General features: G+C 71.2%; 18 protein-coding genes. 8 read left to right on the top strand and 10 right to left on the bottom strand.

All coding sequences use genetic code 11. The features are described from left to right. Positions 1-785: 785 nt before the first annotated feature. The 8 genes from ACN27C_RS08595 to rpmH form a co-directional block, all read right to left on the bottom strand. Entirely contained in the window at positions 786-1,826 is a 1,041-nt protein-coding gene (locus tag ACN27C_RS08595) for a ParB/RepB/Spo0J family partition protein (RefSeq protein ID WP_252451874.1), read from the bottom strand. 27 nt (positions 1,827-1,853) lie between these two features. Then, positions 1,854-3,191: an AAA family ATPase gene (locus tag ACN27C_RS08590; protein WP_422750881.1), complete on the bottom strand. Its 1,338-nt coding sequence runs from the start codon at positions 3,189-3,191 to the stop codon at positions 1,854-1,856. 245 nt (positions 3,192-3,436) lie between these two features. Continuing rightward, positions 3,437-4,189 (bottom strand): 16S rRNA (guanine(527)-N(7))-methyltransferase RsmG, encoded by a 753-nt coding sequence (gene rsmG / locus ACN27C_RS08585; protein ID WP_422751596.1) that lies wholly within the window; start codon positions 4,187-4,189, stop codon positions 3,437-3,439. Positions 4,190-4,530: 341 nt separating this feature from the next. Then, a complete protein-coding gene (locus ACN27C_RS08580; RefSeq protein WP_120572519.1) occupies positions 4,531-5,121 on the bottom strand; it encodes a protein jag in 591 nt (196 codons plus the stop codon). A 210-nt stretch (positions 5,122-5,331) separates the two neighbouring features. Continuing rightward, on the bottom strand, positions 5,332-6,333 hold the full coding sequence (gene yidC / locus ACN27C_RS08575) for a membrane protein insertase YidC (RefSeq protein WP_120572518.1): 1,002 nt from the start codon (positions 6,331-6,333) through the stop codon (positions 5,332-5,334). Next, on the bottom strand, positions 6,334-6,573 hold the full coding sequence (gene yidD / locus ACN27C_RS08570; protein ID WP_013477538.1) for a membrane protein insertion efficiency factor YidD: 240 nt from the start codon (positions 6,571-6,573) through the stop codon (positions 6,334-6,336). A gap of 44 nt (positions 6,574-6,617) precedes the next feature. Continuing rightward, entirely contained in the window at positions 6,618-7,031 is a 414-nt protein-coding gene (gene rnpA / locus ACN27C_RS08565) for a ribonuclease P protein component (RefSeq protein WP_422750880.1), read from the bottom strand. Positions 7,032-7,065: 34 nt separating this feature from the next. Continuing rightward, on the bottom strand, positions 7,066-7,203 hold the full coding sequence (gene rpmH / locus ACN27C_RS08560) for a 50S ribosomal protein L34 (protein ID WP_013289388.1): 138 nt from the start codon (positions 7,201-7,203) through the stop codon (positions 7,066-7,068). A 576-nt stretch (positions 7,204-7,779) separates the two neighbouring features. Here rpmH and dnaA point away from each other — a divergent pair. The 6 genes from dnaA (at position 7,780) to ACN27C_RS08530 (ending at position 14,583) form a co-directional block, all read left to right on the top strand. Then, positions 7,780-9,705, top strand: coding sequence for a chromosomal replication initiator protein DnaA (dnaA, locus tag ACN27C_RS08555; protein WP_393378064.1), 1,926 nt, complete (start codon positions 7,780-7,782; stop codon positions 9,703-9,705). 566 nt (positions 9,706-10,271) lie between these two features. After that, the gene (locus tag ACN27C_RS08550; protein ID WP_422750879.1) at positions 10,272-10,580 is read left to right on the top strand and encodes a hypothetical protein; all 309 of its coding nucleotides are present in this window, start codon (positions 10,272-10,274) and stop codon (positions 10,578-10,580) included. Positions 10,581-10,791: 211 nt separating this feature from the next. Next, positions 10,792-11,925, top strand: a complete 1,134-nt coding sequence (gene dnaN, locus ACN27C_RS08545) for a DNA polymerase III subunit beta (RefSeq protein WP_120572514.1) — start codon at positions 10,792-10,794, stop codon at positions 11,923-11,925. 40 nt (positions 11,926-11,965) lie between these two features. Then, positions 11,966-12,838, top strand: coding sequence for a phosphogluconate dehydrogenase (NAD(+)-dependent, decarboxylating) (gene gnd / locus ACN27C_RS08540; protein WP_091413544.1), 873 nt, complete (start codon positions 11,966-11,968; stop codon positions 12,836-12,838). A gap of 16 nt (positions 12,839-12,854) precedes the next feature. Further along, on the top strand, positions 12,855-13,988 hold the full coding sequence (gene recF, locus ACN27C_RS08535) for a DNA replication/repair protein RecF (protein ID WP_121685450.1): 1,134 nt from the start codon (positions 12,855-12,857) through the stop codon (positions 13,986-13,988). Continuing rightward, complete coding sequence (locus ACN27C_RS08530; RefSeq protein ID WP_120572511.1) at positions 13,978-14,583, top strand: DUF721 domain-containing protein; 606 nt, start codon at positions 13,978-13,980, stop codon at positions 14,581-14,583. Before recF ends, ACN27C_RS08530 begins: the two co-directional genes overlap by 11 nt. Here the strand turns inward: ACN27C_RS08530 and ACN27C_RS08525 are convergent. Then, a complete protein-coding gene (locus tag ACN27C_RS08525) occupies positions 14,574-14,813 on the bottom strand; it encodes a hypothetical protein (RefSeq protein WP_013283216.1) in 240 nt (79 codons plus the stop codon). The genes ACN27C_RS08530 and ACN27C_RS08525 overlap by 10 nt on opposite strands. A gap of 84 nt (positions 14,814-14,897) precedes the next feature. Here ACN27C_RS08525 and ACN27C_RS08520 point away from each other — a divergent pair, with 84 nt between their 5' ends. Next, positions 14,898-15,386, top strand: coding sequence for a MarR family winged helix-turn-helix transcriptional regulator (locus ACN27C_RS08520; protein ID WP_422750878.1), 489 nt, complete (start codon positions 14,898-14,900; stop codon positions 15,384-15,386). Here the strand turns inward: ACN27C_RS08520 and ACN27C_RS08515 are convergent. After that, positions 15,371-15,925, bottom strand: coding sequence for a hypothetical protein (locus ACN27C_RS08515; protein WP_120572509.1), 555 nt, complete (start codon positions 15,923-15,925; stop codon positions 15,371-15,373). The genes ACN27C_RS08520 and ACN27C_RS08515 overlap by 16 nt on opposite strands. 523 nt (positions 15,926-16,448) lie before the next feature. Between ACN27C_RS08515 and gyrB the strand changes: the two genes are divergently transcribed. Further along, a complete protein-coding gene (gene gyrB / locus ACN27C_RS08510) occupies positions 16,449-18,395 on the top strand; it encodes a DNA topoisomerase (ATP-hydrolyzing) subunit B (protein ID WP_120572508.1) in 1,947 nt (648 codons plus the stop codon). Positions 18,396-18,412: the final 17 nt, after the last annotated feature.

Below are 18,412 nucleotides of genomic sequence, written 5' to 3'. Positions count from 1 at the left end.
CGCGCCGAGCCTGAGCCGTCGGACCCCGACGCTCACCCCAGTGAACTGACCCGAGCCGGCGTGGCAGGTGTGGCTCGGAGGAATGAGCTAGGCGTGCTGAGCGAAGGAGCGATTCGACGCCTGGGCCGTCACGCGGCCCACGCTTGGTTCGCGTCCGATCGGTTGGGCGGTGGGCGGTCCCAGGCCGGCAACGAAGCGGTGGGATCCGGCAGGCGAGCCAGCCGTCAAGGGACGGATTCCTCAACCGTCGAAGCCTGCCCGGTCTCCCATCGCTGCCGGCTCCCATCGCCCCCGCCCGCCGATGCCGACCTCCATCGCCTACCCGCTCGGCGGCACCGACTCCCCACCCGCCCTACCAACCGGGCGGTACCGACTCCCATCACGGACGACCCGGAACCGCCATCCCGTCGCTACGGGCCGACCGGTGCCGGCTCGCCTGTTATCGAAGAAAGCCCTCAGAGTGCTCGGCCGCTCGACCGGTCTCAGCCCGGTCTGCGCGTGCGCCGGTCTCAGCCCGGTCTGCGCGGGCGCCGCGAGCGCCGCACGCCTCGGCCGCGCTACCCGTTTCACGTGAAACCGGGGGTGACATTCGGCAGCCGACCAACCGACGCGATCAGGAAGCGAGCCGCCCGCCTCGATCATCCAGGTGCGACGCGGACCATCCGGCGACCCACCGCGGAGCCACCAGCACGATGAGGTCGACGCCGACAGCGGCCCGCAAACACAGATCCGGCCGCACCGCCCGACGAGGGGGTGCGGCCGGATCGACGACCGGAGGTGCCGGGCTACTCCTGGGGCTGTCCGTCCTCGCCGACACCGATGATGCCGACGATCCGCTCCAGGTCGTCGACGGTGGCGAACTCGATCGTGATCTTGCCCTTGCTACGGCCGATGTCGACCTTCACCCGAGTGTCGAACCGGTCGGAGAGCCGGTCCGCGAGATCGGTGAGGGCCGGGGCGTGCGGCTTCGGCCGGCGCTTGGCGGCGGCTGACTTCGCCGGCTCCTCGGCGAGGGCCAGGTGCACCAGTTCCTCGGCGCCACGAACCGTGATGCCCTCGCGGACGATCCGCTCCGCGAGTGCCTCCTGCGCCTCGGCGTTGTCCAGACTGAGCAGAGCCCGGGCGTGGCCGGCGGACAGGACGCCGGCGGCGACCCGGCGCTGCACGGCGGGCGGCAGGTTCATCAGCCGGATGGTGTTGGAGATCTGCGGCCGGCTGCGGCCGATCCGCCGGGCCAGTTCCTCGTGCGTGGCGCCGAACTCCTCCAGCAGTTGCTGGTACGCCGCCGCCTCTTCCAGCGGGTTGAGGTTGGCGCGGTGGATGTTCTCCAGGAGCGCGTCCCGGAGCATCGCGTCGTCCTTCGTGTCCCGGACGATGGCGGGGATGGTCTCCCGGCCGACCGCCTGGGCGGCACGCCAGCGCCGCTCGCCCATCACGAGTTCGAACTTCTCGGGGTCGAGCTGGCGGACCACGATCGGCTGGAGGAAACCCACCTCCTGGATCGAGGTCTTCAGCTCCTCCAGCGCCTCCTCGTCGAAGACGTGCCGGGGCTGCTTCGGGTTCGGGACGATCGCGTCGACCGGGATCTCCGCGAAGCGGGCGCCGGGCACCGGGCTCAGCTGAGGCTCGGGCTCGACGGCCGGAGACGGGGTGCTTCCGACGCCGCCGGTGATGGCGGCGGTCGCACCGGCTACCGGAGCCGACGGCGACGCGGCAGCGGTCGACGACTCCGGCTCGACGGCAGCCGGTTCGGCGCCCGGTACCGGTCCGGTGGGGATGAGGGCACCGAGCCCTCGGCCCAGTCCGCCGCGGGGACGGTTCTTCATGCGACGCCTCCCAGCGACATCTCCGCACTACGCATTCCGGCTCACCGGCTCCTTGACGCCTCGCTCCGCGATCTCCTGGGCGGCCTCGAAGTAACTCGTGGCTCCCCGCGAACCGGGATCGTAGGTCATCACCGACTGGCCGTAGCTCGGTGCCTCGGAGACACGCACGTTGCGGGGGATGACGGCCTGGAGCACCTTTTCGCCGAAGTGGTTCCGGACGTCCTGCTCCACCGCGTCGGCCAGCCGGGTACGCCGGTCGTACATGGTGAGCAGGATCGTGGAGACCTCAAGCTTCGGGTTGAGGTGCTGACGTACCAGGTTGATGTTGTTGATCAACTGGTTGAGGCCCTCCAGCGCGTAGTACTCGCACTGGATCGGGATCAGCACCTCCTGCGCGGCCACGAGCGCGTTGACGGTGAGCAGGCCGAGCGACGGCGGGCAGTCTATGAAGACGTAGTCGAAGTGCCCCGGATACGCGGCGATGGCCCGCGCCAGGCGCGACTCCCGGGCCACCACGGAGACCAGCTCGATCTCGGCGCCGGCCAGGTCGATCGTGGCCGGTACGCACCAGAGGTTCGGGATGCCCTCGACGGCCTGGGCCACCTCCTCCAGCGGCACGCTGTCGATCAGGCAGTCGTACACGTCGGGCACGCCCGTGTGGTGCGGCACGTTCAGACCGGTGGAGGCGTTGCCCTGGGGGTCAAGGTCGACCACGAGCACCCGGTTGCCGTGCAGCGCGAGCGCCACGGCCAGGTTCACGGTGGTGGTCGTCTTACCCACGCCGCCCTTCTGGTTGGCGACGCACATCACCCGGGTCCGGTCGGGGCGCGGCATGGTGACCTCGCCACTGGGATTCAGGATCTGCACGGCGCGCATCGCCTCCATAGCCAACGGTGGATCATCCTCTTCGCGCGTCGGGGTTTCACGTGAAACGTACGTGCTGGCATCTACCTCGTCCCCGTACCCATCTGCCTGTGGCGTGTCGGACGGCGCCGCGGTGACCTCGGGGGCGGCCTGATGCGGAACGGCCGAGACGGGCGGCTGGGGTTCGTAGCGAGTGGGCACCGCGGCGTTCGCCCGCACCGCGGGCGGGCGCGGGGTCGGTGCGTTCACCGGGCCGTCGGCCGGGTCGAGCGGGTCGCGGGCCGGCGGTACGTTCGCCGGCACCGACGAGACAGGACGTACGGGCCCGCCGGCCGACGGCTCCCGTCGCCTGGACGGCTGAGCCGGGTACGGGGAGGACGGTTCGCCGGACTCGTTCACCGCCCACTCCTGGTCGTTGGTTTCACGTGAAACGGGGTCGGCGGAGGGCTGGCCTCCTGGTCCGGTCAACCGTGGATCGTCGTACCTGCCGTCGTCATGCACCTGTCATCCCTACCCGCTCCGGATGGTCGGTCCGCACCCGTCGAATCGCGTCCGCGCCTCGCACCGTGCCGTCGGATCGGCGGGAACCATCGGGTTCGGGTGCCGCCCGGCACCGCCGTTCCACACTATCGACGCGCGGTCAGCCTACGGCCGACGGGCGCGGTGGGTCCATGTCGGGTTGTGATCGATCACGTCACGCCCACCGGTCCAACGACCGGATCGGGCGTGCGGAATGGCGTACCCGCTCAGCGGTCGCCGCGACGGCGACCGCCACGCGACCGCTTCGGCTTCTTCGGACGGCGCGGGTTGACCACGCGCTCCCGGACCACCTCGACCACCGTCGCCGGTGGGTCGATCACCCCTTCGCCGCAGCGATGCAGTTCCGGCGTCCCACCGCCGAGGCGGGTCACGGCCTCGGTGTGTTCGGTGATCTCGTCGGCCGCCGATGCGCCCTTGAGCGCGACGAGCCGGCCGCCGGGGGCCACGAGCGGCAGGCACCAGGAGGCGAGCCGGTCCAGCGGCGCCACCGCGCGGGCCGTTACGATGTCGGCGCTCAGCGGTTCCCGGTCACGCGAGCCGGCCGCCGCCTCCTCGGCCCGTCCACGGAACACACGGACGTCCCGGGTCAGGCCGAGCCGCTGTACCGCCTCGATCAGGAAGGCGGTCCGTCGAGCCAGCGGCTCGACGAGCGTCACGGTGAGGTCGGGACGCGCGATCGCCAGCACCAGGCCCGGCAGCCCGGCGCCGGAGCCGACGTCGATCACGCTGGCACCCTCCGGGATCCGTTCCGCCACCACCGCACAGTTGAGGAGGTGCCGCTCCCAGAGCCGCGGCGTCTCGCGGGGGCCGATGAGGCCGCGGACCACGCCGTCGGTGGCGAGCAGTTCGGCGTACGCGGCGGCCAGGTCGAGCCGGTCGCCGAACAACGCGCGGGCGGCCTCCGCCAGTTCGGGTGGCAGCGTCGCCGACGCCGGATCGGGTGCGGCATCACTGTCCACGAGGGACGGTTCGTCCTCCGACGGCTCCGCGAAGACCGGGTCGGCCACGGCGGCCGGGTCGGCCGGCGTCACGTCCGCCGCCTGCTCACCGGAGAAGGCGGGTGTCACGTCCACCGCCGGGTCGGCGGGCTCGATCCCGGTCACCACCGCCGGCTCCGCGGAGAAGGCGGGCTCGCCGGGGTCGGTCACCGCCCTTCCCGGGTACGCCGGGTCGGCCGGCCCGTCGTCGTCGGAGAAGACCGGGTCGACAGTGTTGTCGGGGCGCACAGCCGACGGCCCGGGCGGCGTACCGCCCGGGCCGGTCACGGCTCCTGCCGTCGTCTCGTCGGAGATCACGGACCTCAGTCCGTCACCGGGCGGACGACGATGCGGCGGTTGGGCTCGACGCCCTCGGACTCGCTCTCCACCCCGCTCATCGCGTTCACCACGTCGTGCACGCACTTGCGCTCGAACGCGGACATCGGCTCCAGGCGCACCGGCTCACCGTGCTCCTTGACCTTCTCGACCGCGTTCTTCGCCACGGCGGCCAGCTCCTTGCGCCGGGTGGCCCGGTAGCCGCCGACGTCGAGCAGCAGCCGGCTCGGGGTGCCGGTCTGACGGAACACGGCCAGCCGGGTCAGTTCCTGGAGCGCCTCCAGGGTCGCGCCGCGCTGGCCGACCAGGTTCTGGAGCCGCCCGCCGACCACCTCGACGACCGGGCGGCCACCGGACACCAGCTCGTCGATGTCGCCGTCGTAGTCGAGGATGTCCAGCAGACCCTCGACGTAGTCGGCGGCGATCTCGCTCTGCCGGAACAGGTCGCTCTCGGCCGGGGCCTTCTTCTCCCGGGCCTCGCCCGCGGCGTCCTCGGTCTCGGTGGCGGCGGTAACGGGGGTCTCCTCGTCCAGGGACTGGTCGGCGCTGGGGATGCTGGTCTCGGTCACGGGTCTCATCTCCGTACTCGCTCGGCCGGACCGTCGGGGGTCCGCTGGTCTCCCGGGGCCGGCGGGAGGTTCGCCGGGTGCCCTCGGGCACGTCTGTACGGGCCAGTTTCGCCCGTGTCCGCGCTCCGCGCGGCGATTCCGGCCCGGCGCCGACTCCTCGGATGGCAGCACGCGGCCGGAACGGGCCACCGCCGGCGTCGCGGCGGTGGCCCTGTGGGCTCAGCCCTGTCGCTTGGCGGGCTTGTTGCCGCCCTTCTTCGGGTTGACCGGCTTGGCGCCCGGCTTCGGACCGGCCACCTTCGGCGCCGCGGCCGGAGCCTTCGCCGCCGGCGGGGTCGTCTTGCGGCCGAACAGGCCACCGGCCTTGGCCGGCTGCACCGGGCCCTTGCCGGAAGTGCTCTTGCCGGCGGTGGCGCTCTTCGCGGTCGGCGGCGGCGGGAACTTCCGCAGCACCCACTGCTGCTGGCCGAGCGTGAAGAGGTTGTTGGTGACCCAGTAGATGATCACACCGATCGGGAAGATCGCACCCGAGATCAGCAGCGACAGCGGGATGCCGTAGAGCATCAGCCGCTGCACCATGCGCTGCTGCGGGTCCTCGGCCCAGCCGGTCTTGAGGATCATCTGACGGCTGGTCAGGTAGGTGGTGGCGATCATGATGAGCACCAGGATGCCGGCGACCACCTTGACCGTGCCGGTGCTCGCGCCGAGCCGGCTCAGTTCGTCGGCGGTGGAGCCGAACTTGCCGGAGATCGGCGCGGTGAACAGCTTCGCGTTGGAGGCGCTGTTGAACTGGTCGACGGTCCAGCCGTACAGGGTCTTGCCCTGGTTGTCGGGGTTGAGCCGCCGCAGCGTGTGGAACAGGCCCAGGAAGACCGGGATCTGGAGGAACATCGGAAGGCAGCCCATGAGCGGGTTGGCCTTTTCCTTCCGATAGAGCTCCATCATCTCCTTCTGGAGCGTCTCCCGGTCACCCTTGTGCTTCTCCTGGAGCTCCTTCACCTTGGGCTGGAGCGCCTGCATGGCACGCTGCGACTTGATCTGCTTGACGAAGACCGGGAACAGGATCACCCGGACCGTCACCACCAGGAAGATGATGGCGAGGATCCAGGCCCAGTTCGTACCGATCACGGCCCCGACCGGCACTCCGATGGCGTCCCAGGCCGAGTGCCAGGCCAGCAGGATCCACGAGATCGCGTAGTAGATCCAGTCGAGACTAAACACTCAGGCTCCAGTCACGTCGGAACGGCGGCGGTCGCCCGGCTCCGGAACCGGGTCGTGTCCACCAGGGTGGAAGGGGTGGCAGCGCGACAGCCGACGGACCGTCAGCCAGGCTCCCCGCAGCGCACCGTGCCGGGACACCGCCTCGACGGCGTAGGCACTGCACGACGGGTAGAACCGGCAGCGGGCCGGCAGTGCCGGACTTATCCACCGACGGTACGCGATGATGGGCGCCAGCAGCATGCGGGCACCGGTTGTGGGCGACGGAGTCGCCGTCGGCGGGCCGGTCACCGCGACCGCCGTCCCCGGGGGGTCCGCGCGGCGGCGAGAGCGGCGTCCAAGTCGGCCCCGAGCCGGGTGTACGTCGCGTCGGCTGCCGCTGGCAGCGCGCGTACCACGAGGGTGGTGCCGGCGGGCAGCTCGGCCAGCCGCTCGCGGACCAGGTGCCGGAGCCGGCGGCGGACCTTGTTGCGGAGCACCGCGCCGCCGACGGCCTTGGACACGACGAAGCCGGCGCGGCTCGGTGCGGAGGTCTCCGCACCGCTGCGTCGCGCCGGCTCCGGCGAGAGTGTCGCGGTGGTGCCGATCGGCTCGGGGAGGGTCAGGTGGACCACGACGGCGCCACGGCCGACGCGTCGGCCACCGCGAACCGCTGCGGCGAAGTCGTTACTGCGCCGCAGTCGTTGCGCGGCGGCCAGCACGACTGCCCACGTCCCCGGACCGGACCTGTCGGCGTCAGGCCGACAGGCGGGCGCGGCCCTTGGAGCGACGGGTCGAGATGATGGCGCGGCCGGCACGGGTGCGCATGCGCAGCCGGAAGCCGTGGGTCTTCGCGCGCCGGCGGTTGTTCGGCTGGTAGGTGCGCTTGCTCACGTCAGGCTCTCCGTTGTCGTACGCCCCGCGCGGCGGATCGCCCGGGGTCGTGTGCTGGTCCAGATCACCTGTCGGTGACCTCCGATCGGCGCTGCCGTGACACGCTCCCCGGCGATGCGAGGTGACAGCCACGGACAGCAAGCATCAATCACCCTAGCAGAGGGCGAGAGAGCAGCCGCTCCAGCCTACGCAGGGGCGCAATGACCGTCAAACGTCACACTCGGGCGTCCGACCTGCGGGCAAGCGCGACCGAAGGGGCGGTTTTCACTGATGTTGCCAAGGTCGTCAGGGTGTCGCCGGTTGATGCTGTGGGGTCCGCGCTGTTAGCGTGCGCGATTGCGGTCGGCGTCGGGGGTCCGGGGTTTGTCGCCGATCGGCAAGACCGGACACGCTGTTGAATCGTTCGGCACGGTGAACCCGCTTCAACGCCTCCGTGGATCGAGGGGGGCAGGTCCGACCCGCGTCCGGTGGGCGGCCACAATCGGTCGGTACACAGGCTGTGGATAACTTGTGGATGACGACCGGTCAGCCGTCCGGGCGGGCGTGAGAAGGAGCAGGCGAGGGGGTGGCACGACGGTGACCGGAGCGACCGACCTTGCCGCGGTGTGGACGGCGACCACCGACGAACTCGCCGACGAGATCATCTCCGCGCAGCAACGGGCGTACCTCCGGCTCACCCGGCTGCGGGCGATCGTCGAGGACACCGCGCTGCTCTCGGTGCCGGACGCCTTCACCCGGGACGTGATCGAGTCCCGGCTCCGCCCGGCCATCACCGAGGCGTTGAGCCGCCGGCTCGGCCGGCCGATCCAGGTGGCGGTCACCGTACGGGTCGCCGACGACCCGAATGCCCGTCCGGCCGGCACCGTCTACCGCAGCAGTCCGGAGCCGCTGCCCGAGCACGACGGCGCCGCCCCGCTGCCCGGCTTCGACCAGCCCGGCCCGCACGCGTCCGCCCCGGCTTTCCCGTCGCCGCGCCCGGAATCCGGGTACGCCGACTCCCGCTCGGAGTCCGGTTACGCCGGCGCCCGCTCCGAGCCCGGTTACGCCGACTCCCGCCCGGAGTCCGGTTACGCCGACTCCCGTCCGGAGCCCGGATACGCCGAACCGCGCCCGGAGCAGCCGCTCGACGAGCCGGCGCCGCGCCAGCGGAGCGCCGACGGCGGCCGCCCGCACCTGATCCCGGCCGGCCGCGACGCCCAGGACACGCTCTTCAGCGCCGCGTTCGCCGAGCCGGTGCGCACCGCGCCCGAACGCCGCGGCTTCGACGAGCCCACCCGGGTCGAACCGCCGATGCCCGACACCGGCGGCTACGAGCCCCGCTACCGGGAGAGCCCGGCCGCCGGCCCCGCGCCGATGCGCGGCCTGCCCCGCGACGGCGCCACCGACAACGGCCCCGGCCGCGGTGGCGCCGACCACCACCGCCCCGGCGGCGGCCAGGCCGACCGCAGGCTTCCCGGCGGTACGGAGAGCGGCGGCAACCGGCTCAACCCGAAGTACATGTTCGAGACGTTCGTCATCGGCTCGTCGAACCGGTTCGCGCACGCCGCGAGCGTGGCGGTGGCCGAGTCGCCGGCCAAGGCGTACAACCCGCTGTTCATCTACGGCAGCTCCGGGCTGGGCAAGACCCACCTGCTGCACGCCATCGGGCACTACGCCACGACGCTCGGCAACGCGCGCTCGGTCCGGTACGTCTCGACCGAGGAATTCACGAACGACTTCATCAACTCGCTGCGTGACGACAAGACGAGCGCGTTCCAGCGCCGCTACCGGGACGTGGACATCCTCCTGATCGACGACATCCAGTTCCTGGAGAACCGGGAGCGGACGCAGGAGGAGTTCTTCCACACGTTCAACACGCTCCACAACGCCAACAAGCAGATCGTGATCACGTCCGACCGCTCGCCGAAGCAGCTGGCGACGCTGGAGGACCGGCTGCGTACGCGCTTCGAGTGGGGCCTGCTGGCCGACATCCAGCCGCCGGACCTGGAGACGCGGATCGCGATCCTCCAGAAGAAGGCGGCGCAGGAACGGCTGTTCGCACCGCCGGACGTCCTGGAGTTCATCGCGTCCCGGGTGTCGAACTCGATCCGCGAACTGGAGGGGGCGCTGATCCGCGTCACCGCCTTCGCCAGCCTCACCCGGTCCTCGGTCGAGCTGTCGCTGGCCGAGGAGGTGCTGCGGGACTTCATCCCGGACGGCGCCGGCCCGGAGATCACTGCGGACCAGATCATGGTGTCGACCGCCGACTACTTCGGCGTGAGCCTGGAGGACCTGCGCGGCCACTCCCGCTCCCGGGTGCTGGTGAACGCGCGTCAGGTGGCCATGTATCTGTGCCGCGAGCTGACCGATCTGTCGCTGCCCCGGATCGGGCAGGCGTTCGGCGGCCGGGACCACACCACTGTGATGCACGCGGACCGCAAGATCCGTCAGCAGATGGCGGAGCGGCGCTCGCTCTACAACCAGATCGCCGAGCTGACGAACCGCATCAAGCAGAACACCTGACTTTCCCTCCGCCCCGCCTCCCTGGCGCCGCTCCGGCGGTGATCAAGGAGTTCGTGTCCGGGAGAGACGTCATTCCCGCCCCAAACTCCTTGGTCAACAGGGCGCGGCAAGCGCGCGGACGCCGCCGAGCGGGGAAGTGGCCGTGTCCCGCTGGACCGTCAACTCCACGATCGACCCGGTGGACGTGCGCTCGCTCACTTCATCCGCCTCCCGCCCACGAGCCGCGGTTGAGCCGAGGGCCACGCCCCCGCCCCTCACCCGCCGGCCCTCCCCGTCGATCATGAGGTTGGCGGTGACAAATCGGGCGCCACTTGCCGTCAACTTCATGATCGACGCGAGCAGGGGCGGGCGGCGAGAGGGTGCGGCGGGGTGGGAAGTTGCCGACAGGGGGACGGGTTGACCCTCGACCCGGTGGAGGGCCCAGGATCGGGGGTGTGTTCGTCCACAGCTTGTACCCGTTGTCCACAGCCCCTGTGTCACAGGCGGTGGACAACCACGCTTCGCACCCGGCCGGTTACCCACAGACTGTGGACAACTCCTGGGGACGACGCTGTGGATGCCTGGGGATGACCATCACGTTGTCCCCAGACAGCGGTGCGCCTGTGGGCGGGCTGTTGAAGGTTCTGGGGATGACGGCTGTGGACCCGGCCGGCGCTGTCCACAGCGCTGGGGAGAAAACCGGTGGATTACCGGTGGACAACCGGTGGACAGCCGTGGAAAACCCGGCGGCCGGCGAGGGCTGTGGACCGGGACACGAGTTTTACCCCTGGTTCTCCACAGCCAAACCACCGGTGGATAACGTGTCTGACCTGCGCGGACGCCGGTTCTCCACAGTTTGCACAGGTGCGATGAAGACGATGAGTTATCTCTTCTAAACAACAAAAACCAATCATCACCGTTGGACTTCCTGTGGATCGGGCCGAAGCACTGCCGTCGGCAGTCGCCCCGGCACCTGGATCCACGGGGTCGGGCGCACAGCCGATGCCCCAGCGCCTTAAGGTGCGATGGGTACCCGCACGGTCGGGCGGGACGGGTGGCAGCGGTCGGCATGAGAGAGTTGTCGCTGACGTCGACGCGGAGGCATTGATGAAGTTCCGAGTGGAGCGCGACGCGCTCGCCGAGGCGGTCGCGTGGACCGCCAAGAGCCTGCCCAACCGACCCTCCGTACCGGTGCTGGCCGGGGTGATGCTCCGGGTCACCGACGGCAACCTCCAGGTCTCCGGCTTCGACTACGAGGTCTCCAGCCAGGTGACCGTCGAGGTGCAGGGTGACGCTGACGGCGCCGCCCTGGTCTCCGGCCGCCTGCTCGCCGAGATCACCAAGGCCCTGCCGGCCAAGCCGGTGGACATCGCCGCCGTCGGCGCCCACCTCGAACTCGTCTGCGGCAGCGCCCGGTTCACGCTGCCCACCATGCCGGTGGAGGACTACCCGACGCTGCCGGAGATGCCGGAGAGCGCCGGCACCGTCGACGCCGCCGCGTTCGCCTCCGCCGTGGCCCAGGTGGCAGTCGCCGCCGGCCGCGACGAGACGCTGCCGATGATGACCGGCGTCCGGATCGAGCTGAGCGGCAGCACCATCGCCATGCTGGCGACCGACCGCTACCGTCTCGCGCTGCGCGAGATGGAGTGGAACCCGGACGACCCGGAGATCAGCCTCAATGCGCTGGTGCCGGCCCGTACGCTGCACGACACCGCGAAGGCGCTGGGCCCGCTCGGCGGCCACGTCACCATGGCCCTGTCGTCCAGCAAGGCCGGCGAGGGCATGATCGGCTTCTCCGGCGGCACCCGCCGGACCACCAGCCGGCTGCTCGACGGCGCCAACTACCCGCCGGTGCGCTCGCTGTTCCCGGCCGACCACAACGCCGAGGCCCGCGTCGCCGTCGCCGCGCTCATCGAGGTGGTCAAGCGCGTCGCGCTGGTCGCCGAGCGCACCACCCCGGTCCTGCTCAGCTTCAGCGCCGACGGTCTCGTGGTCGAGGCGGGCGGCACCGAGGAGGCCCGGGCCAGCGAGGCCATGGAGGCCACCTTCAGCGGCGAGCCGCTGACCATCGGGTTCAACCCGCAGTACCTCATCGACGGTCTGGCCAACCTGGGCGCGCAGCACGCCCTGCTCCGGTTCGTCGACGCGTTCAAGCCCGCGGTCATCTCCCCGGCCGGCGAGGATGGCGAGGTCATCCCGGGGTACCGGTACCTCATCATGCCGATCCGCGTGTCCCGCTGATCGCAGGCAGCACGACCCTGACGTACGGAGGTAGGAGCAGATGCAGCTCGGCCTGGTAGGACTCGGCCGCATGGGCGGCAACATGCGGGAGCGGTTGCGCGCCGCCGGGCACGAGGTGGTCGGCTACGACCGCAACCCGGAGATCAGCGACGCCGCGAGCCTGGCCGAGCTTGCCGAGAAGCTCCAGTCGCCCCGCGCGGTCTGGGTCATGGTTCCGGCCGGCGTCACCGACGCCACCATCGACGAGCTCGCCGGTGTGCTCGGCGAGGGCGACATCATCATCGACGGCGGCAACTCCCGGTTCAGCGACGACGCCCCGCGTGCCGAGCGGCTCAACGAGCAGGGCATCGGCTACATCGACGTCGGCGTCTCCGGCGGCGTCTGGGGCCGGCAGAACGGGTACGCGCTGATGGTCGGCGGTGCGCAGGAGCACGTCGAGCGCCTGATGCCGATCTTCGAGGCGCTCAAGCCCGAGGGCGAGTTCGGCTTCGTGCACGCCGGCCCGGTCGGCGCCGGCCACTACGCCAAGATGGTGCACAACGGCATCGAGTACGGCCTGATGCACGCCTACGCCGAGGGCTACGAGCTGCTGGCCGCCTCCGAGCTGGTGACGAACGTCCCCGGCGTGTTCAAGTCGTGGCGCGAGGGCACCGTGGTCCGGTCCTGGCTGCTCGACCTGCTGGACCGGGCGCTCGACGAGGACCCGGAACTGGCCGAGCTGAGCGGCTACACCGAGGACACCGGCGAGGGCCGCTGGACGGTGGACGAGGCGGTCCGGCTCGCCGTGCCGCTCAACGTCATCACCGCGTCGCTCTTCGCCCGGTTCGCCTCCCGGCAGGACGACTCGCCCGCGATGAAGGCCGTCGCCGCGCTGCGCCAGCAGTTCGGCGGCCACGCCGTCCACAAGCGCTGACCGGTATCCACAGGCTGTGTACGTCCGCCGGCTCGAACTGGTCGACTTCCGCTCCTACGAGCGGGTCGGCGTCGACCTGGAGCCGGGTCCGAACGTGCTCGTCGGTGCCAACGGCGTCGGCAAGACCAACCTGGTCGAGGCGCTCGGCTACGTGGCGACCCTGGACTCGCACCGGGTCGCCACGGATGCCCCGCTGGTGCGGATGGGCGCCACCTCGGCGGTGATCCGCTGCGCGGTGGTGCACGAGGGCCGGGAGCTGCTGGTCGAGCTGGAGATCGTCCCGGGCAAGGCCAACCGGGCCCGGCTCGGCCGGTCCCCGGCCCGGCGCGCCCGGGACGTCCTCGGCGCGCTGCGCCTGGTGCTGTTCGCGCCGGAGGACCTGGAACTGGTCCGCGGCGACCCGGCCGAACGCCGCCGCTACCTGGACGACCTGCTGGTCACCCGCCAGCCCCGCTACGCGGGTGTCCGCGCCGACTACGAGCGCGTGGTCAAGCAACGCAACGCGCTGCTGCGTACCTCGTACCTCGCTCGCAAGACCGGTGGCACACGCGGCGGCGATCTGTCGACGCTGGCCGTGTGGGACGCGCATCTGGCGCAGCACGGCGCGGACCTGCTCGCGGGCCGCCTGGAGCTGGTCGCCGCGCTCACCCCGCACGTCGCGAAGGCGTACGACGCGGTGGCCGCCGGCCGCGGCGCGGCGGGCATCGCGTACCGGCCCTCGGTGGAGCTGCCCGAACCCGGCGCCGACCGCGCGGCGCTGGCGGAGGCACTCGCCGCCGCGCTGACCGCGAACCGGGCCGCCGAGATCGAGCGCGGCACCACGCTCGTCGGCCCGCACCGCGACGACCTGGCGCTGACGCTCGGCCCGCTGCCCGCCAAGGGGTACGCGAGCCACGGCGAGTCCTGGTCGTACGCGCTGGCGTTGCGGCTTGCCGGGTACGACCTGCTGCGCGCCGACGGGATCGAGCCGGTGCTGGTGCTCGACGACGTCTTCGCCGAGCTGGACACCGGCCGGCGGGAACGGCTGGCCGAACTGGTCGGCGGCGCGAGCCAGCTCCTGGTCACCTGTGCCGTGGACGACGACGTGCCGGCGACGCTGCGCGGCACCCGGTACGCGGTGGGCGAGGGGACGGTGCGACGTGCCGGATGACGAGGTGCAGCTCCCGCCCGCACGGCTCGGGCCGGGACGCGACGCGCGTACCCCCGGAAAGCCCGCGGAGGGTGAGCCGGCCGCGAACCTGCCGGAGGGCTCGACCGGGCCGGAACTGGCCCGGGCGGTGCTCGACGCGGCGAAGGCCCGGCGGCAGGCGGCGGCGCCGCGACGGCGCGGCGCGGTCCGCGGCGACGGGGAGAAGCGGCTGCGTGGCTACTCCGGTCCGGGGCCGGACCCGCGCGACCCGCAGCCGCTCGGTGCGGTGCTGGACAAGCTGATGAAGGCGCGTGGCTGGCAGCAACCGGCGGCCGAGGCGACGGTGTTCGGCGCGTGGGAGAAGGTGGTCGGCCAGGAGGTCGCGCAGCACAGCCGACCGGTCAAGCTGGAGGACGGCGAGCTGACAGTGGAGGCCCGGTCGACGGCCTGGGCGACGCAGTTGCGCCTGCTGGCGGGCTCGCTGTTGCAGCAGATCGCCCGCGAGGTGGGCCACAACGTGGTGCGCAAGCTGCACATCCACGGGCCGGCGGCGCCGTCGTGGTCGCGCGGCCCTCGTCGGGTACGCGGGCGCGGCCCGCGCGACACCTACGGCTGACCGACGCCGCCGGAACGCCGCGCCTCACGCCGGGCGCGCTTGAGTTCGCGCTGCTCACGGCTCCACTGCTTGCGGCGCTCCAGGTCTTCCTTCCACGCGTCGCGGGCCAGCTTCGAGCCGCCCTGCACCGCGCCCTGCACCTGGGACGGGCCGGCGAGGTTGCGGAACACCCAGCCCAACAGGCGGCCACCCTTGCCGGAGGCGTCGCCCACCTGCTCGTCGTCGCTCATCCCGCCGCCCTCTCGCTGTTTTGTGTGCAAACCATTGGTACACCAATCGTTGCTAGGATCGCAACGACGACGAGGAGGACGAGGGTGACCGACGGCATCGAGGAGGACCCCCTGGCGTTGGAGCAGCAGGTCTGCTTCGCGCTCTCAGTCGCCGCCCGCAGCGTCGTCGCGGTCTACCGCCCGCTGCTGGAACCGATGGGGCTCACCCATCCGCAATATCTGGTCATGCTGGCGCTCTGGCAGCACGCGCCGCTGTCGGGGCGGGATCTGAGCCGGCTGCTCCAGCTCGACCCGGGCACGCTGTCGCCGCTGCTCAAGCGGCTGGAGGCGGCCGGATACATCCGGCGGGAACGCGACGCCGCCGACGAGCGCAGCCTGGCCGTCTCGCTCACCCCCGAGGGGCAGGCGCTGCGAGCGCGGGCCGAGCAAATCCCGCCCGCCATCGTGCAGCGCCTGGGCCTGCCGCCGGCCGACCTGCGGCACCTGCACTCGGCGCTGACCGAGGTGATCGCGGCCGCCAACCGGGCAACGTCTTCTCCCGGCGCTGCGGCGCCCGGTCAGGCGTCGGCGTAGACCGCGAAGCCCCGCTCCGCGCAGCGCCGGTAGAAGGCCGCCAGCACGCTCAGCTCGGCGCAGGTGAAGTTCCACTGCGGCGGGTCGCCGTTCTCGTCCCGCAGCCGGTCCAGCCGGCTGTCCAGCCAGCGGAGCTGCTGCTCGGCCAGCCGCCCGTCACCGAGCAGCGCGCGCAGCACCTCGCTCACCGACTCGAACGTGACCGGCTCGCCGTACGGCCGGTGCCGCGCGACGAACTTCTCCACGCCCTCGGCGATCCAGGAGCAGCCGTCCGGGTCGATCACCGGGTCCTCGTCCTCGACCGCGTTCTCCGTGGCGTAGAGCACATTTTCCAGCCCGAGGATCAGGTCGACCAACTCGGTGTACGCGGTCGCGCGTACCGTGCCGGTCTTCGCGATCAGCTCGGCGAGCGCCGCGGTCGGCGCGGAGATCCGGGGCATGTCCACGATCTCGCCGAAGTCCACGAACTCAGCCGGCGCGACCGGGTCGTAGAAGCGGCCGGTCCGCGGCCAGTGCACCGCGACGTTGTCCAGCCCCATCTGGCGTCACCTCTCACCAAGCGTTTTCGGACCGTCTCCGACGATCGTCCCGGTTCCGGGCGCAAAAGATCAAGACCGCAACGGCGGCGCCGCAAAAGCTACGGCACGCCGGGCCCGGCCGCGACCCCCGGTCGGATGACCGTCACGGCTCACGGTGGCCGGTGGCGCGGCGCCGCCCCAATGGCGTGTAGGGGGAGTCGTGGGCGGCGCGGTTCGTCCGGCTACGGCATTCTCAGCCGCCTCGGAGAGGGTGCCGAGTGGCGGTTTGGTCGGCTCCGCACAGTAAGATTGGGGGCGAGACGAAAGACCCGAGACGGAGCGACGGACTGGGGCCCGGTGGGCCCTCGATCATAGTCCCGCATCGGGTCCGAGCCGATCGCGATCCGCGGGCAACCGCGGCGCCCGGCGCACATGATCCGACCTGGCGATCCCAGGGGCGGACCATGCGCGCCGACGTCGCGTCCTGTCCGCCGAACCCGCGCCCCCGCGCCCACGCGCGGCCGGTGCGAGAAAGTGGCCGAGGGTGGCAGCGGAGGACAACAAGAAGTACGGCGCCGAGTCCATCACCGTTCTCGAGGGCCTGGAAGCGGTCCGGAAGCGGCCCGGTATGTACATCGGGTCCACCGGCGAGCGCGGTCTGCACCACCTGGTGTGGGAGGTCGTCGACAACGCGGTGGACGAGGCGCTGGCCGGGCACTGCGACACCATCGACGTGGTGCTGCTGGCCGACGGCGGTGTCCGGGTGACCGACAACGGCCGTGGCTTCCCGGTCGACCTGCACCCGAAGCTGAAGAAGCCGGGTGTCGAGGTCGCCCTGACCGTGCTGCACGCGGGCGGCAAGTTCGACGGCAAGGCGTACGCCGTCTCCGGCGGCCTGCACGGCGTCGGCGTCTCCGTGGTGAACGCGCTGTCCACCCGGATGGCCGTGGAGATCCACAAGGACGGCTTCGTCTGGCGCCAGCAGTACGACCACTCCAAGCCGACGCCGCTGGAGAAGGGCGAGGAGACCGACCGCACCGGTTCGGCCGTCTCCTTCTGGCCCGACCCGGACGTCTTCGAGACCGTCGACTTCGACTTCCACACCATCTACCGGCGCCTCCAGGAGATGGCCTTCCTCACCCGGGGTCTCACCATCCACCTGCTCGACGAGCGGGTCCCGGAGGACGAGGACGGCAAGACCCGCGAGGTCACCTTCCACTACGAGGGCGGCATCGCCGACTTCGTCCGGCACCTCAACGCCTCCAAGAGCCCGATCCACAAGACGGTGGTCGAGTTCGGGGCCGAGGAGACGGGCATGTCGGTCGAGATCGCCATGCAGTGGAACGAGTCGTACGGCGAGTCGGTCTACACCTTCGCCAACAACATCAACACCCACGAGGGCGGCACCCACGAGGAGGGCTTCCGGGCCGCGCTGACGAGCGTCGTCAACCGCTACGGCGCCGAGAAGAAGCTGCTCAAGGGCGACGAGCGCCTCTCGGGTGAGGACATCCGCGAGGGCCTGGCCGCGATCATCTCGGTCAAGCTCACCGACCCGCAGTTCGAGGGTCAGACCAAGACCAAGCTGGGCAACACCCCGGTGAAGGGCTTCGTGCAGCGGGTCTGCAACGAGTCGCTCGTCGACTGGTTCGACCGCAACCCGGCCGAGGCGAAGATCATCATCCAGAAGGCGTCCCAGGCGGCGCGCGCCCGGATCGCCGCGCAGCAGGCGCGCAAGCTCGCCCGGCGCAAGTCGCTGCTGGAGTCCGGCTCGATGCCCGGCAAGCTGGCCGACTGCCAGTCCACCGACCCGCGCGAGTCCGAGGTCTTCATCGTCGAGGGCGACTCGGCCGGCGGCTCGGCCAAGCAGGGCCGCGACCCGCGCGTCCAGGCGATCCTGCCGATCCGCGGCAAGATCCTCAACGTCGAGAAGGCCCGGATCGACCGGGTGCTGAAGAACAACGAGGTGCAGGCGCTGATCACCGCGCTCGGCACCGGCATCCACGACGACTTCGACATCGAGAAGCTGCGCTACCACAAGATCGTGCTGATGGCCGACGCCGACGTGGACGGCCAGCACATCCAGACGCTGCTGCTCACCCTGCTGTTCCGCTTCATGCGGCCGCTGGTCGAGCTGGGCCACGTCTACCTGGCCGCCCCGCCGCTCTACAAGATCAAGTGGAACAAGAAGGGCGACGACGCCCAGTACGCGTACTCGGACCGCGAGCGCGACGGGCTGATCGCCCTGCGCCAGCAGAAGAAGCCCAACGCCCGCCCGGACGACATCCAGCGGTTCAAGGGTCTCGGCGAGATGAACTACCCCGAGCTGTGGGAGACCACGATGAACCCGGCCACGCGTACGTTGCGCCAGGTCACGCTCGACGACGCCGCCACCGCGGACGAGCTGTTCAGCGTCCTGATGGGTGAGGACGTCGAGGCTCGCCGGTCGTTCATCCAGCGCAACGCCAAGGACGTGCGGTTCCTGGACATCTGACGGACGCGCCCGGGCCG

It is taken from the genome of Micromonospora sp. WMMD1219, assembly GCF_049315215.1.
GTDB lineage: Bacteria > Actinomycetota > Actinomycetes > Mycobacteriales > Micromonosporaceae > Micromonospora > Micromonospora tulbaghiae.
This window is presented reverse-complemented; position numbering and strand designations above follow the sequence as displayed.